Consider the following 14,949-nt stretch of genomic DNA (forward strand, 5'->3'; position numbering starts at 1 on the left):
GAAACCTACGCCAGAGGCCCGTGCACTCGTGTGTACGGACGGTGCGGGAGGTGCGAAATCGCCTCTGGCGCGGGCGATAAAACGCCGGGCCGTGGGGTGGCGCCGGGCGCAAGGGCGGTCGTCAGCGCCAGAGGCCGCTGGCGCCGACGGCAACACAACCGGCCGAGACACGTTTACCTTCCCGCTCGCATCTCCGCCCCGCCTCGGTTGGTCGCTTTCCGAACGGTCCTCGCCTCCGTCCTCCTCGCCGTGCTGGCGGTGGGTGGTGTGGTGCTGCCGTCGGTGCACCGCGTGGCGCACGCGATGGAGACGCAGGAAGAGCGCGACGCGCACCAGGATGCACACCACGGCGACGAGGTGGCGCACCTCGCGCCAGAGGCCAGGACCACGCCTCTGGCGGAGGCTCCGTGCCCGCCCTTGCCGAACGATGTGGACTGCGCCGTGTGTAGTGGGCTCTCGGCCGCCGCCGACCTGACGCTGGATCGCGGCCTGGCCCCCGAGGCCGAGCACGACGCGTTCTCGGCCTATGCGGATGTGGTCCGCATGCAGGCCGCCTGGGGTGCAGGCGCGAGGGCGCCCCCCATCGGCTAGGACTCCCGCGTGTGCGGGAGCGCTCGCGCCGTGCGCCCTCCTGGGCCTCTGGCGCTGAGTGACCGATGTCCCGGCTCTCGCCGGGCGCCTCTCCTTGTCGATCCTGCCTGCCGTGTTACTCACGACCTGGGGCCGAGCGCACCGCTCCGCCTCGTTCTGGACCTTCAGCCTCGCGCTGGTCCTCCTCGCCGTTCCCGCCTCCGCTCAGCAAACGGGCACCCCTCAACCGGGTGCTGCTCTGAGTGGCACCGTCACCGATGCCGCCTCTGGCGAGCCGCTTCCAGGCGCCACGGTGCGCCTGCCCGCGCTGGACCGCGGCGCGGCGACCGACCCGGACGGCCGCTTCCGCCTTCTCGGCCTCCCACGCGACACCGCGACCGTCGTGGTCTCGTTTGTCGGGTACCGCGAGGTCTCGCGAACGGTCGATCTCCGCTCGGGAGACGCCACGCTCGACGTGTCCCTGAGCGATGACGCGGCGTTGCTGGGCGAGGTGGTGGTAAGCGTGAGCGCGGCGCAAGAGGCCCTGGGCCGCGACACCCGCGCCGTGGGCGTCCTCGACGGCGTGGAACTGGACGACCTCCGCGGGCAGACGCTTGGTGAGACGCTCGCGAACCTCAACGGCGTGACCACGCTTTCGACCGGCCCGACGATCTCGAAGCCCGTCGTGCGCGGACTCCATTCGGACCGCATCGTGATTCTGGAGAACGGCGTGCGGCAGGAGGGCCAGCAGTGGGGCGGCGAGCACGCGCCGGAGATCGACCCGTTCTCGGCCTCCCGCATCCAAGTCATCAAGGGGGCCGCTGGCGTCGAGTTCGGCGCGGGCGCCATCGGGGGCGTCGTGCGTCTGGACGACGAGGATCTGCCGAGCACGCCGGGCGTCGGCGGGCACGTCTCGCTCCAGGCGTTTTCCAACAGCGGCCAGGGCGCGGGCTCGCTCGAGCTCGACGGCGCGCCAGAGGCCCTGCCGGGCTTCGCGTGGCGGCTCCAGGGTTCGGCGCGGCGTGCGGGTGACGCGCGCTCGCCAGACTTCGTGATCCGCAACTCGGCCTTTGCCGAGGCCTCGGGGCACCTCACGCTCGGGTACACAAAGGGCCCGCTGGAGATTGACGGCCACCTGCGACGCTTCGCGACCGAGTTGGGCATCTACAAAGGCTCGCACTTCGGCAACGCCCGCAACCTGGAGGAGATCATTGCCAGAGGCGGGCCGGACCCGGATTGGGACTACGCGTTTTCCTACGACATCGAGGCGCCCAAGCAGGTTGTCACGCACGACGTGGCGAGCCTCCATGGGCACACCACGTTTGGCGACGGCCACCACATCGATGCGCAGTACGCGGTGCAGAACAACCGGCGGCAGGAGTTCGACGCGCACCGGCCCTATAGCGACTCCCTCGCCGCGCTCGGCGCCCGGCCTTCGTTCGACCTCTCGCTGCTCACCCAGTCGCTCGACCTCAAGGTGGAGCCCAACCTCTCCGACCGCGCGCGCCTCTCCATCGGCGTGCAGGGGCGGACGCAACTCAACGAGAACAGCGCCAGCGGCTCGCTCGTCCCCAACTACCGCGCCTTCGACGCGGGCCTCTTCGCCCACGGCAGCTACATCGCCTCTGGCGCGCTGTCCTTCGACGCCGGCGTGCGGCTGGACGCCCGGACGCAGCGCGCCTACCCCTACGACCGCACGCTGCGCGAGTACGGCGACGTGCGGCGCACGTTCGTCGGCGGCGCGGCCGTCGCGGGCGGGCTGCTCTCCCTTGGCGAGCGGTGGAGCGTGGCCGCAAACGTGGGCAGCGCGTGGCGCCCGCCCAACATCAGCGAACTGTACTCCTTTGGCGTGCACCACGGCACGGCGCAGTTCGAGATCGGCGACCCCGACCTAGGCGTAGAGCGCAGCCTGGACGTGAGCACGACGCTCCGCCACGAGAGCGACTGGGCCTCTGGCGAGGTGAGCGCCTACGTCAACCACATCTACGGCTACGTCTACGCGCTGGAGCGGCCGGAGCCGACGGTGACCATCCGTGGCACCTTCCCCACGTTCGAGACGACCCACACCGACGCGCGGCTGGCGGGCATCGACGCGACGGTAGAGGTTCGGCCTCTGGCGTGGCTCGACCTCGGCGCCAAGACCTCGCTTCTCCGCGCCGACAACCTCGACCTCGGCGGCCCGCTCTACGGCGTGCCCTCCAACCGCGTGGGCGGCCATGTCCGCATGACAGCCGAGCGCCTCTTTGGCGCCAGAGGCGTCTTTGCCGAGATCGACGTGGAGCACGTCGCGCGGCAGACCCGCGTGCAGACGGGCGCCTTTCTCGCGGCGCCGTACCCGCCCGCCTACACGCTGACCGGCCTCCGCGTGGGCGGCACGCTCCCGTGGGGCGCCACCCCGCTCCGCGTCCAGCTCCGCGTCGACAACCTGTTCGACGTGCGCTACCGCGACGCGCTGAGCCGCTTCCGCTACTTCGTCGATGAGCCAGGCCTGGGCGCATCCCTCCGCGTCTCGATCCCGCTCGGCTAGACACCCGACTCGGCGTGGGCACTCGGTCCGCGCCGCTTTCCCGGTCGTCAGCCGACGAGCAGGCTCTGCCTCGCCTCTGGCGGCCACACTCCACCCCACCCTCATGTTTACGACCCGTTTCCGCAGCGCCGCCGCGCTCGCCGTTTTGCTCGGCCTCAGCCTCACCGCTTGCGATTCCGGCGAGCCGGATGTCGACGGCGCAGGCGAAGAAGAGCTCATCACCCAGGTCGCGATCACGCTGACCAACGCTGACGACGCGTCCGACTCCGTCACGATCACCGCCTCCGACCCCGACGGCGACGGAGCGGGCCTGACGTTCTCGCCGTCCAGCATCACGCTGCGTCCCGGCGCCACCTACAACGGCACCATCGACCTCCGCGACACGATCAACAACGAGAGCATCACGGAGGAGATTGAGGAGGAAGCCGAGGAGCACCTCTTCCGCTACGCCTTCGCGCCCGCCTCTGGCGGCACGATCACGCTGACCGACTCCGAGAGCGACTACGGCTCCGCGGACGAGAACGGCGGCGACTTCGCGGTCGGCCTCACGTTCCGCGCGGCCGTCGCCTCTGGCGCCAGCGGCTCGGGCACGATGAGCGCCGTGCTCTACCACTTCGACGACGCGCCGAAGACGAGCAGCACCGCCACGAGCGACGAGATCGACGTGGACATCGCGTTCCCCGTCTCCTTCGCGGCTCCGATGACAGCCCGCTAACCCGGAAATACTGTCCGTTTCGGCCTCTGGCGCCCCGCGCGCCAGAGGCCGCAATGTGTCGGGTCGCCGGGGAGGCGGCCCCTCGGCGCCAGAGGCCGCGCGCGCCGTGATCGGTTTGGGCCGTTGTTCCTGCGTGAGCAGGTACACCCCTCCTCGCTCACATGCGTTGTCTGCTCCTCGCTCTGTCTCTGCTCCTCGCCTCTGGCGCCGCCGCCCAATCGCCCAAAGAGCCGGTCCGCGCCCAGCTGTACTCGTTTATGGCCCCCGGTGGCGGGCAGTTCTACGCTGGCGAGACCGTTAAGGGCGCCGTCCTGCTGGCCGGTGCCGTTGTAGGGCTGGCGGTGGCCGCGACGGAAATCGATGATCTGACTCGGAACGTGCCGGACCGCGGCTACTACACCACGCACGGCACGCGCTTCGGCGTTGGGCTGGGCACAGCGGGCGTGCTCTGGCTCTACGGCATCATCGACGCGCCGAATGCGGCGCGGCGCGCCAACAGGCGCAGCCAACTCACGGTCTTGCCGCGTCCTGATGGCGGCGCGACGGTCGCCCTCCGCGTCGGGTTGTAGGCCCTGCGCGAGGTCGCCAGAGGCGCCTACCGAAGCACGCGGTCGGCCACGGCCGGGTCGCCGCTGTTGGCTGCTGGCGTCACGCCGAGGGCGCGCGCGAGGATGTCGTACACGTCGACGGACGCCAGAGGCGCGGTCATCGTGCCTGCGCGGAAGTGCGGGCCGCTGGCGAGAAAGACGCCGTGCATGGACAGGAGCGCGTTGTCGAACCCGTGCGCGCCGCCGTTGGGGCGGTCCGGGTAGCGCTCCACGTAGTCCCGGCTCGTCACCGTCCAGCCCTCCTCGGGGTCGATCACGATGGGCGGAATGCGGCGGCTGCCGCGGAAGCGGTAGCGCTCGGGCACGTCGTCGCGGTGCCACGCGCTCACGTGGTCCATCGCGTCGATCCGCGCGACCATGTCGTCCACGTCGGCGCCCAGCGCGGGCCAGATGCCAGCGGCCTCGCCCCAGATCACGTACGCCGTCTCGGTCTCCAGGTCGATCACGTCGTCCAGCACGACGCGCCGCTCGGGCGCCATGTCGGCCATGCCGTGGTCGCTCACGATCACGATGTCGGCGTCAATCTGCCTCTGGCGGAGGCCCGCGACGAGCCGCGCGAGCGCGGCGTCCACGTCTTCGAGCGCGCGCGCCGTCTCGGGCGCCAGCGGCCCGTTGCGGTGGCCCTGCGTGTCCACGCCCTCGAAGTAGAGCGTCACGAAGCCCGCGCCCGCGCCGACCCACCCAAGCGCGCTGTCGACGCGCGCGTCGTAGGACAGGTCGCCGTCGTAGACCATCCAGTTGGTCGGGCGCACGCCCATGATCTCGGCCTCCGAACCCGGCCACGAGACCGTGCCCGTGCGGATCCCCGCGTTCTCGGCCGTCACCCAGATGGGCTCACCGCCCCACCAGCGCCCGTCGGTGACCGCCTCGCGGTTGCCCAGCGAGAAGCGCGCCGAGTCGCCGCGCGAGTCGCCCATGTCCGGGTCCAGAATCGTGTTGCCCACGATGCCGTGCTCGGCCGGGTGCAGGCCGGTCACGAGCGTGTAGTGGTTGGGGAACGTCTTGGTCGGGTACGAGGGGATTAGCCGCTCGGCCCGCACGCCAGAGGCCACGAGCGCGTCGAACGTCGGCGTGCTCGCGTCCTCGCGGTCGAGGTAGTCGTGCCGCATCCCGTCGACCGAAATCAGGATGAGCGGCGTGCGCTCGCCCGAGGCCTCTGGCGCCATCTGTGGCGCGCCGCCGGAGGCGCACCCGGCGAGGAGAAGGACGACGAGCAGGAACGACGGGGTGCGCATAGAAGCCTCTGGCGGTGGACCTGCAAGATCGCCGCGCGCCTGGCCTCGTGTATCGCCTCAGCGTTGCGCCAGAGGCCACATACAAAACCGCCGCCCGGGGGGTGAGTCCGGGCGGCGGGAATCCGCCAGAGGCGGAAGGGTCGAGAGAGTCCTCTAGTTGAGAACGGTCTGGCGCGTCTGCGTCGAGCGGGTCCACGCCTCGCGCTGACCGTAGAAGTCGTAGACGGACTCGACGAACGTGTCGTTAGCGGTCGCTGGCCAGTTGTTCTTGTCGAAGCCGGGCGCGTTCTCGAGACGGGCCTTGTCCATATCGAGCACGAGCTTCTCGCTCTGCGTGTCGGCTCGGAAGGCCTCAAGGGGGACGGCGAAATACTTGTCGCCGATGCCGAGAAAGCCGCCGAAGTCGAGGACGGCGTAGAGGACGCGGCCGTTATCGACGTCGAGCATGAAGTCCTTGATGTCGCCGAGCGTTTCGCCTGCGTTGTTGCGAACGTCGGTTCCGATAAGGGATGTAGTTGAGAGAGTCAACATGGAGTAGAGGGGATGTGTTCAGAAATGAATGAGCAGTATTTCCTGCTGCTCAATATGTTCAATGGGATTGCGCCGGAATAGTTGTCAACTGCGTGTGGAGTCCGGAGCAAGATCCCTTCACACGGCCTCTGGCGGCGCTTTGGCACCTTCGATGCGCTCCACGGCCGGCAGCCCCTGCGCGAGCGCGACGAGGCGGTCGTGCAGGTCCGCCCTCTGGCGCCGGAGCGCGTCCACGCGCTCGGACTCCATGCGCCGGGCCATGCGCGCGCGCACCGTGCGCCACGTCTCCAGAGTCAGCTCCGCCGAGCGGAGCGCGACGACGGCGCCGGCCACGCACAGCACGAACGCGAGCGCACCGATCACGCCGATCGGCCAATCGGGCAACCACGGCGCGATCCGGCGCAGCGGGCCGTAGGCGAACGCCGCCACGACGGAGGCCGTGATCCACGCCAGCGGGAACAGCACGAGCCCGCCGAGAAGCTTGATCGTCGCCTTGTCCTTCTCGGCGGTCGCCACCTTTCTCGCTAGAGGCTTGAGCGCCCAATACGGCGGCCCGCTCACGAGGAAGCCGAGCAGGAAGAGCGGTCGCAACACGAGGTAAGCGATGGCGGCCTGTAGCAACGCCCACGCGATCTGGAAGACGCCCGAGCGTCCCGGACGGTCCAAGTCGGCGTCGTTCATGCCGAGCAGGCGCATCTTTCGCCGGTAGGCCGCTACGTCGCGGCGTAGGGCCTCGATCTCTGCGGGGTGCGTGTCCAGGCGCGCGTGGTAGCTGGTCCACATCACCTCGAAGTCCAGGTGCCGCTCGGCGATCGTCGCGGGCTCGGCGAGGCGGCCGTCGCGGGCCGCCATCTCGGCGCGCATAAGCGAGGACGCGCGGATCATGGCGCGGTGGAGGTCCCAGTCCTCCGTCGCGTGCACCACGCGCACCAGGGCGCGCTCGATCTCCGCGCTGAGCACGTGCGGGTCCGCGAGGGCCTCTGGCGAAAGCGCCAGCGGCGGGTGGAAGACGACGAGCACGTCGGAGCGGAAAACGGCCTTGTCGTCGTAGTGGAGGCCGACGGGGATGATGACGGGTGGCGCCGTGAAAGAGCCTGCCTCTGGCGCCGGGAGCGCGGGCGCCGCGCCAGAGGCGAGGTCATGGGCGCGGAGAAAGATCCGCGCGGCGCCGCTCTTGACCGGCGTGACGTGCGGCGCGTCGTGGCTCTGGCCCTCGGGGAAGAGCGCGGAAAAGGAGCCGCCCGCAACGGCGCCCGCGAGCGCGTCCAGGCTCCGCTGGTTGGCGGCGCGGCGGTCGGCCTCGCTCATGCCCTTCTGGTCCTGGGCTCGGTAGATCGGGACGGTCCCGGCGGCGCGCATCATGTTGCCCAGAATCGGCCACCGCAAGAGGCCATCGCGCGCGCCGAAGACGACGTGGCCGGGGAACGCCGCCAGCATCAGGCCCGCGTCGATCACGCCGTTGGGGTGCCACGCCACGAGCAGCCCGCCGCGGTCGGCCGGGATGTGCTCGCGGCCCTCGACGGCGATCTCGCGGAAGAAGAGGCGCAGCATCCAGCGGACGGCGCCGCGGACGAGGGTGTAGGTGCGGGTCAGCGGAGTCGGCATCCCGGATGGTAGCGACGGCGGCGCCAGAGGCCTCTGGCGCTGCCCGACGTTGCGTGTACGGAGTCCGCGCGCCGCGTGGAGACAGACGCGGCGCGGCGTACGTTCGAGCTCTCCATTTCTGCCTTCTCCGTCTGATGTCCCCCCTTCGCCTCGCGTGCGCGCTCGCGCTCTTTTCCCTCGTCGGTGTCTCCGCGTCCGCGCAAGAGGCGGCGCGCTACTGGATCGTGGTCGGGGAGACCGTCGCGGCTCCGGCGCCCTCGCCAGAGGCCGCCGCGCGGCGCGCGCTCCGCGGCACGGCCGCGCCGTCGGACCGGACGCTCGCGCCAGAGGCCCGCGCCGAGCTGTTGGCGCACGGCGTCGTGCCGCTCGTGGAAAGCCGGTGGCTGGGCGCGGTCAGCGCGGCGCTTACGGCGGAGCAGCGCGCGGCGGTGGCGGCGCTGCCGTTCGTGCGCGAGGTGCGGCCCGTGGGCCGCTTCGTGCCCGCTGAAGCGGACCGGGCGCCTCTGGCCGAGCCTCTGGCGTTTGTGTCCATGACCGCGCCTCTGGCGCCGTGGGGCGCGATGCCCAAAGCGGGGCCGTCGCTGGCCCAGCTCGCGAGCGTCGGCGCAGACCGGCTCCTGGACGCCGGCTACGACGGGACAGGCGTGACGGTCGGCTTTCTGGACACGCTGTACGACTTCGACCACCCCGCGCTCACGCACATCGGCGTAAGTGGCCGGCTTGCGGGCGTCGAGGACTTTACCGGCCCGCGGCAGCAGAGCAGCTTCCACGGCCTCGCGGTCTCCTCCATCACACTCGGCGGGGCTGAGGGGATGCTTCTCGGCCCCGCCAGAGGCGCGCGCGTTCTCGCCGCGACGACCGAGTACGCGCCGACGGAGACGCACGCCGAGGAGGACAACTTCGTGGCCGGGCTGGAGTGGCTGGAGGCGCAGGGCGTGGACGTGGTCAATATCTCGCTGGGCTACAGCACCTTCGACGCCGGCGAGGGCGACTTCACCTACGCCGACATGGACGGCAACACGACGCTCGTGACGCGCGCCGCCGATGCCGCGGCCTCTCGCGGCGTCGTCATCGTGACGAGCGCGGGCAACGAGGGCAACAGCGCGTGGCAGTACATCACCGCGCCCGCCGACGCCGACTCGGTCATCACGGTCGGCGCGACGCGCCCCGGCGGCATCCGCGCCACGTTCTCCTCCACCGGCCCCACCGCCGACGGCCGCATCAAGCCCGACGTGATGGCCCAGGGCACCAACATGGTCACCGCGACCCGTGGCGGCGCGTATTCCACGACGGGTCAGGGCACGTCCTACTCCGCCCCGCTCGTGACCGGCGTCGTCGCGCAGCTTCTACAGGCCCGGCCCAGCCTGACGCCGATCCAGGTCCGCGAGGCGCTCCGCAGTACGGCCAGCCAGGCCTCCGCGCCGGACAACCTGATGGGCTGGGGCGTCGTCAACGGCCCCGCCGCCCTCGCCGTCGCGACCGCGTTGGAAACCCCGCCAGAGAGCCTCTGGCGCGTCGGCCCCTCGCCCGTGCGAGCGGGCTCGCCGCTGACCGTGGACACGCCCGAGCCTCTGGCGCTGGCCGTGCTCGACGTGCTGGGCCGCCGCGTGGCGGAGATCCCCGCCGGCGCCAGAGGCCGCCAGACCGTCCTCGCGCCGGACCTGCCCTCTGGTCTCTACTTCGTGTGGCCCGAGGGCGGCGCGCTGCCGGCGCAACGGCTCGTGATCGTGCGGTAGCGCCAGAGGCCTCTGGCGGCAGTGTGGGGCGGGGGAGAGGCGCCGTGCGGGCCCTCTACCGCCTGCCTCAGCGCCAGAGGCCGTCCGCGCCGTACTCACGCATTCCGAAGAAACGCAGGCCTCTGGCGCGGCTACCATCGCTGTAGACGAACATCTTCTATGCGATATCTCTCCCTCGGCGACACCGCCGACATCTCCGCCTCCTGTCACTACATCGACTTTGGAGGCACCGGCATCGTCCTCGACGCCGGGATGGACCCCAACGAGGACGGCTACGCCGCCGTCCCGCCGTTCGAGCTCCTCAAGGAGCGCGAGCTGGACCACGCCATCATCACGCACGCGCACCACGACCACCTCGGAGCGCTGCCGGTCCTCGTGCAGAAGGAGCCGCACGTGACGATCCACATGTCGAAGCCGACCGCGATGCTGGCCGACATGATCCTCCCCTCGTCGGCGCGGCTGCAGCGCCGGCGCCTCAAGGAGGGCTCCACGACGGCGCACCCGGTCTTCGACCAGGACCAGGCGGAGTCGCTGAGCTACCTCTACGAGCTCCACAACCTCGATACCGACTTCTCGCTTGAGGGCGAGAAGCCCGTGACGGGCCGCTTCTACCACGCCGGCCACGTGCTCGGCGCCGTCGGCGTGCTGATCGAAGGCGAGGACGACGGTCGCCACCGCCGCGCGTTCTACACCGCCGACACGAGCGTCCAGCCGCAAACCATCCTCCAGCCTGCGGACTACCCCGAGGGGCCGCTCGACGTGCTCTTCCTCGAAACGACGCTCGGCGCCGACCCCGAGGCTGAGGAGACGACGCGGAAAGAGCAGGAGACGATGTTCGGCGCCTCCATCGCGCGCGTGATCGCCAGAGGCGGCTCGGCGCTCGTGCCCGTCTTCGCGCTCGGGCGCAGCCAGGACGTCCTCGCGATGATCGGCCGGTTCAAGAACCGCGGCCTCATCCCCGACGACACGCCGGTCTACACCGTCGGCAGCATGCGCGGCATCTCCGCCATCTACGACGACACCCGCGAGACGACGCCCCGCCTCGACCCCGACTTCGAGGTCTACGGCGTGGAGCAGAAGCGCCTGCCGCGGAGCGACGCCAAAACGATGGAGGCGATTAAGGAGGGCGGCATCTTCGTCGTCACCAGCGGCATGCTCTTCGAGCGGACGCCCTCGCACTCGCTCGCGCGGATGATGATCAGCAACGAGAAGAACGGCGTGTTCTTCGTCGGCTACAGCAAGGAGGACTCCCCCGGCGCGCTGCTTCAGGAAAAGGCCGCCGCTGGCGAGCCGATCACGCTCGACGAACTCCAGGGGCCCCAGACGATCCGCGCCGACGTGGAGCGCTTCCGGTTCTCCGGCCACGCGCACCGCCGCGACTTAGTCTCCATCGTCGAGAAGACGAAGCCGGAGACGGTCGTGTTGGTGCACGGCGAGACCGCGGCAAAGGAGTGGATAAAGGACAATATCCTGTACTTCCACCCGGACGTGAAGGTGATCATTCCCGCTCAGGGCGAGGAGATCGAGGTCTAGACGGCGCCCGAGTTCTTGCCCGGCGTCGCGCGAGGCGGGCCGAGCACCACGCGATTTGCGCCAGAGGCCACCTCGCCAGAGGCCTCTGGCGCCCTCACGAACCCGGGGGTGTGTGCGTCGTAGGAGCGGCAAACAACTCCTACCCGTTATGCCAGCGACTCTCGCCAGCACCACCCACTTTGACCCCCTCCTCAACGGCCGCGACCGCTCCGCCGACTGGGAACGGGGCGTCTCCTTCGAGGACTTCCTGCCCACCGCAGAAGAGAACGAGGGCGTCTGGACCTCCGTCTGGACGCGCGCCAAGATCAGCGACGGCTTGCAAGAGCGCGCCTCTGGCGTCGCGGGGACCTGGAAGCTCCTCGTGCTCTCCGCAGATTGGTGCGGAGACGCCGCCAACACGATCCCGGCCGTCGCACGCCTCGCGGCGCAGACGGAGAACTTGGAGCTCCGCCTGCTGGAGCGCGACGAGAACCTCGACCTCATGGACGAGCACCTCACCGGCGGCACGGCCCGCTCCATCCCCGTCGTGATCCTGCTCGACGCCGACTACAACGAGCGCGCGTGGTGGGGCTCGCGCCCGGCCGATCTCCAGGCGTGGGTCAAGACCGCCGGCATGGAGCTGGAAAAGGAGGAGCGCTACAAGGAAGTCCGCAAGTGGTACGCCCGCGACAAGGCGCAGACCACGCTCCACGAGATCGTGACGATGATCGAGCACGCCAGCGGCACGCAGCACGTCGGATAGCCACTGGCGCCCGGCGCTCCCCCAGACCTCTCTACCGCCCCATGTCCCCCGTTACGCCCGACGACCACGCCAGAGGCCCCGAGGACGCTCGCATTACGCTTGTCCAGTACGGTGATTTCGAGTGCCCCTTCGGGCTTCAGATCCACCAGATCGCACAGGAGATGCGCGAGGCGTTTCCGGACGACCTGCGGGTGGTCTTTCGGCACTTCCCGCTGAAGTACCACCCGCACGCGCTCAACGCAGCCATCGCCGCCGAGGCCGTGGCGCGGACTGGGGGCGAGGAGGCCTTCTGGGCGTACCACGACCGGTTGTACGCCAACCAACTCGCGCTCCGCCCCGCGCAACTCGGAGAGCACGCGGAGGCGATCGGCGCGGACCGCGAGGCTGTGGATCAGGCCGTGCAGGAGGAAGAGGGCAAGACCTCTATCCTCGCGCAAAAGCGGGGCGGCGTGCGCGCAGGCGTGCGCTCCACGCTCTCGCTGTTCATCGACGGCGAGCTCTACCAGGACGACGACGTGGAGGACGCGCTCGTCGAGCGGGTCATCAAGCCGCTGAAAGAGGGGGAGTAGGCCTCTGGCGCCAGAGGCTCGTATTTTGTTGTTGAAACAAATATTTCAGGGCCGGGGTTGTGACGCTACAACACCCCCCTCTGACATGTCTCTCCGCCAGGATCTCAAAGCGTCCAACGACGCCGGCCGCGCCCGCATCGACGCCGACACGCTCGCCGTCATGGACCGCGCCACCGACGCCGTCCGCGCCAGCGGCCTCGCCGACTCCGCGCTCACCGTCGGTGACTCCGCGCCCACGTTCTCGCTGCCCAACGCCTCTGGCGAGACGGTCGCCCTCTCCGACGTTCTCGCCAGCGGCCCCGTCATCCTCACGTTTTACCGCGGCGGCTGGTGCCCGTACTGCAACCTGGAGCTCCGGGCGTACCAGGCGTTGCTGCCCGAGATCGAAGCCGCAGGCGCCACGCTCGTCGCGGTCTCGCCGCAGACGCCGGACGCGAGCCTGACGACGCAGGAGAAGAAGGACCTCACGTTCACCGTCCTGAGCGACGAGGGCAACGCCGTCGCGCGCCAGTTCGGGCTCGTCCACACGCTCCCGGCCGATCTCGTGGCCGCCTACGACCAGTTCGGGCTCGACGTCGCAGGCTCCAACGGCGACGCCTCTGGCGACCTGCCGCTGCCCGCGACCTACGTGATCGACCCCGACGGCACGATCCGCTACGCGTTCGTCGACGCCGACTACACGAAGCGCGCCGAGCCCTCCGAGGTGCTCGCGTCGCTCCAGGCCGTCGCGGCCTGACCGCCCCGCCTGATCTCCCGGCCTCTGGCGCGCCCCGCGTCGCCAGAGGCCGCTTTCTGTTTCTACTGCCCTTACTGACATGACGCTCCTCACACCGTTCGACCTCGGTCCGCTCACGCTCCCCAACCGCATGGTGCTCGCCCCGCTCACGCGGAGCCGCCACGCGGAGACGGTCCCCAACGACCTCGCGCCGACCTACTACGCGCAGCGCGCCTCTGGCGGCCTGCTCATCGCCGAGGCGACGCAGGTGACGCCCCGCGGCCAGGGCTACCCGGACACGCCGGGCATCCACAACGACGCGCAGGTGGAGGCCTGGAAAAAGGTCACCGACACGGTCCACGCGGCTGGTGGGCGCATCTTCCTCCAGCTCTGGCACGTCGGCCGCGTCTCGCACTCGTCCTACCACGGCGGCGACCTCCCGGTCGCGCCCTCGCCTCTGGCGGCGACGGGCAAGGCGATGACGCCGAGCTTCGAGTTCGTGGACTTCGAGACGCCGCACGCGCTCACGCCAGAGGAGATCGCCGAAACCGTCGAGGCCTACCGCGAGGGCGCGCGCCGCGCGCAAGAGGCCGGGTTCGACGGCGTCGAGATCCACGCCGCCAACGGCTACCTCATCGAGCAATTCCTGTCCACCGGCTCCAACGAGCGGACCGACGCCTACGGCGGCTCGCTGGAGAACCGCCTGCGCTTCCTGGACGAGGTGACCGAGGCCGTCCTGTCCGTCTGGCCCGCCGACCGCGTCGGCATCCGCTTCTCGTTCGGACTGGGCACCAACGGCGTGCACGACGCCAACCCCGCCGAGACGTTTGCCGCCGCCACGCGCCGGATGCGCGATGCCGGGCTGGTCTACGTACACGGCGTGCGCCCCAACACGCACTCCGGCAACACGGGCGAGAACGGCGACCTCGACGTGGTGAAGCTCATGCGCGACAACTTCGACGGCGCGGTGATTGCCAACGCGGGCTACGACCGGGCCTCTGGCGAAGCCGAGCTCGAAAGCGGCAACGCCGACCTCGTCGCGTACGGACGTCCCTTCCTCGCCAACCCAGACCTGCCCATCCGCTTCGCGGCGCAGGCCGCCGGCCTGGACGCCCCGCTCAACGAGCCGGACCAGAGCACGTTCTACGGCGGTGGCGCCGAGGGCTACACCGACTACCCGATCTGGGACGGCGTCGGTGTTCTGGAGGCCGAGGAGGCCGCCTAGCCTCTGCCGCTCCGCAGCAGTCGAGCCTCTGGCGACCCGGTCGCCAGAGGCTCTGTTGTGCGTGGCTGCTGCGCCAGAGGCGTTTGGGGCGAGCACTGACCTCGCTTCTGTCATCCCGAGGGAAGCGGAGCGACGAGGGATCTACTCGCAGAATGATCCGTGGCCTTCGGCACGCAGGAGTCGGACGCGGCTAGATCCCTCACGTCCGTTCGGGATGACAGTGTGGGGGGCCGTGCAGGCGGGCTATGCCGAGGTAGGTTCAGGACATGCCCACCCGCGATCATCAGTACTGGGTCTACATCCTCGCGAGCCAGTCGCGCCGGCTCTACACCGGCGTCACAAACGATCTCGCGCGGCGTGTCGAGGAGCATCGCGCTGGCGTCGGCTCCGCCTTTACGAGGCGGTACAAGATCCACCGCCTCGTCCATTTCGAGGAGCACCGCAACGTCCGCGATGCGATCCAGCGCGAGAGGGAGATCAAAGCATGGCGGCGGGAAAAGAAAACCCGCCTGATCGAGTCTCACAGCGCGGGATGGCTAGACCTCGCGCCCTCCTCGCCAGCGGCCCGGTAGCCTCTGGCGCCAGAGGTCAACTCTACCCCGCTTCTGGCGCGCCCGGCCCCCGCCAGAGGCGGTAGA

At 70.1% G+C, this 14,949-nt stretch carries 14 protein-coding genes; 11 read left to right on the forward strand and 3 right to left on the reverse strand.

Going from position 1 to position 14,949, the window contains the following annotated elements:
- Positions 1–207 precede the first annotated feature (207 nt).
- The 4 genes from BSZ36_RS15960 to BSZ36_RS15975 all read left to right on the forward strand — a co-directional run bounded on the left by BSZ36_RS15960 (position 208) and on the right by BSZ36_RS15975 (position 4,381).
- Entirely contained in the window at positions 208–591 is a 384-nt protein-coding gene (locus BSZ36_RS15960; RefSeq protein WP_094550744.1) for a hypothetical protein, read from the forward strand.
- A gap of 112 nt (positions 592–703) precedes the next feature.
- Positions 704–3,097, forward strand: a complete 2,394-nt coding sequence (locus BSZ36_RS15965) for a TonB-dependent receptor (protein ID WP_179271227.1) — start codon at positions 704–706, stop codon at positions 3,095–3,097.
- 103 nt (positions 3,098–3,200) lie between these two features.
- Complete coding sequence (locus BSZ36_RS15970; RefSeq protein ID WP_094550748.1) at positions 3,201–3,812, forward strand: hypothetical protein; 612 nt, start codon at positions 3,201–3,203, stop codon at positions 3,810–3,812.
- 161 nt (positions 3,813–3,973) lie between these two features.
- Positions 3,974–4,381 (forward strand): hypothetical protein, encoded by a 408-nt coding sequence (locus BSZ36_RS15975; protein ID WP_094550750.1) that lies wholly within the window; start codon positions 3,974–3,976, stop codon positions 4,379–4,381.
- A 26-nt stretch (positions 4,382–4,407) separates the two neighbouring features.
- Here BSZ36_RS15975 and BSZ36_RS15980 read toward each other — a convergent pair whose 3' ends face one another.
- From BSZ36_RS15980 to BSZ36_RS15990, 3 genes are all read right to left on the reverse strand, one after another.
- Positions 4,408–5,655 carry an alkaline phosphatase family protein gene (locus tag BSZ36_RS15980; RefSeq protein ID WP_094550752.1) on the reverse strand — a complete coding sequence of 416 codons (1,248 nt, stop codon included), beginning with the start codon at positions 5,653–5,655 and terminating at the stop codon, positions 4,408–4,410.
- 153 nt (positions 5,656–5,808) lie between these two features.
- Complete coding sequence (locus tag BSZ36_RS15985) at positions 5,809–6,186, reverse strand: PRC-barrel domain-containing protein (RefSeq protein ID WP_094550754.1); 378 nt, start codon at positions 6,184–6,186, stop codon at positions 5,809–5,811.
- A gap of 117 nt (positions 6,187–6,303) precedes the next feature.
- Positions 6,304–7,791: a 1-acyl-sn-glycerol-3-phosphate acyltransferase gene (locus tag BSZ36_RS15990; RefSeq protein ID WP_094550756.1), complete on the reverse strand. Its 1,488-nt coding sequence runs from the start codon at positions 7,789–7,791 to the stop codon at positions 6,304–6,306.
- Between the two features lie 134 nt (positions 7,792–7,925).
- On the opposite strand from BSZ36_RS15990, the gene BSZ36_RS15995 reads away from it, so the two are divergent.
- From BSZ36_RS15995 to BSZ36_RS16025, 7 genes are all read left to right on the forward strand, one after another.
- A complete protein-coding gene (locus BSZ36_RS15995) occupies positions 7,926–9,527 on the forward strand; it encodes a S8 family serine peptidase (protein WP_094550758.1) in 1,602 nt (533 codons plus the stop codon).
- Between the two features lie 159 nt (positions 9,528–9,686).
- Complete coding sequence (locus BSZ36_RS16000; RefSeq protein WP_094550760.1) at positions 9,687–11,060, forward strand: MBL fold metallo-hydrolase; 1,374 nt, start codon at positions 9,687–9,689, stop codon at positions 11,058–11,060.
- Positions 11,061–11,208: 148 nt separating this feature from the next.
- Positions 11,209–11,802 (forward strand): thioredoxin family protein, encoded by a 594-nt coding sequence (locus BSZ36_RS16005; RefSeq protein ID WP_094550762.1) that lies wholly within the window; start codon positions 11,209–11,211, stop codon positions 11,800–11,802.
- 41 nt (positions 11,803–11,843) lie between these two features.
- Entirely contained in the window at positions 11,844–12,371 is a 528-nt protein-coding gene (locus BSZ36_RS16010) for a DsbA family protein (protein ID WP_094550764.1), read from the forward strand.
- Between the two features lie 85 nt (positions 12,372–12,456).
- Positions 12,457–13,107, forward strand: a complete 651-nt coding sequence (locus BSZ36_RS16015; RefSeq protein ID WP_094550766.1) for a peroxiredoxin-like family protein — start codon at positions 12,457–12,459, stop codon at positions 13,105–13,107.
- A 79-nt stretch (positions 13,108–13,186) separates the two neighbouring features.
- The gene (locus BSZ36_RS16020) at positions 13,187–14,311 is read left to right on the forward strand and encodes an alkene reductase (RefSeq protein ID WP_094550768.1); all 1,125 of its coding nucleotides are present in this window, start codon (positions 13,187–13,189) and stop codon (positions 14,309–14,311) included.
- Positions 14,312–14,577: 266 nt separating this feature from the next.
- Positions 14,578–14,883, forward strand: coding sequence for a GIY-YIG nuclease family protein (locus BSZ36_RS16025; protein ID WP_094550770.1), 306 nt, complete (start codon positions 14,578–14,580; stop codon positions 14,881–14,883).
- The last annotated feature ends 66 nt before the right edge of the window (positions 14,884–14,949 follow it).

The organism is Rubricoccus marinus (genome assembly GCF_002257665.1).
GTDB lineage: Bacteria > Bacteroidota > Rhodothermia > Rhodothermales > Rubricoccaceae > Rubricoccus > Rubricoccus marinus.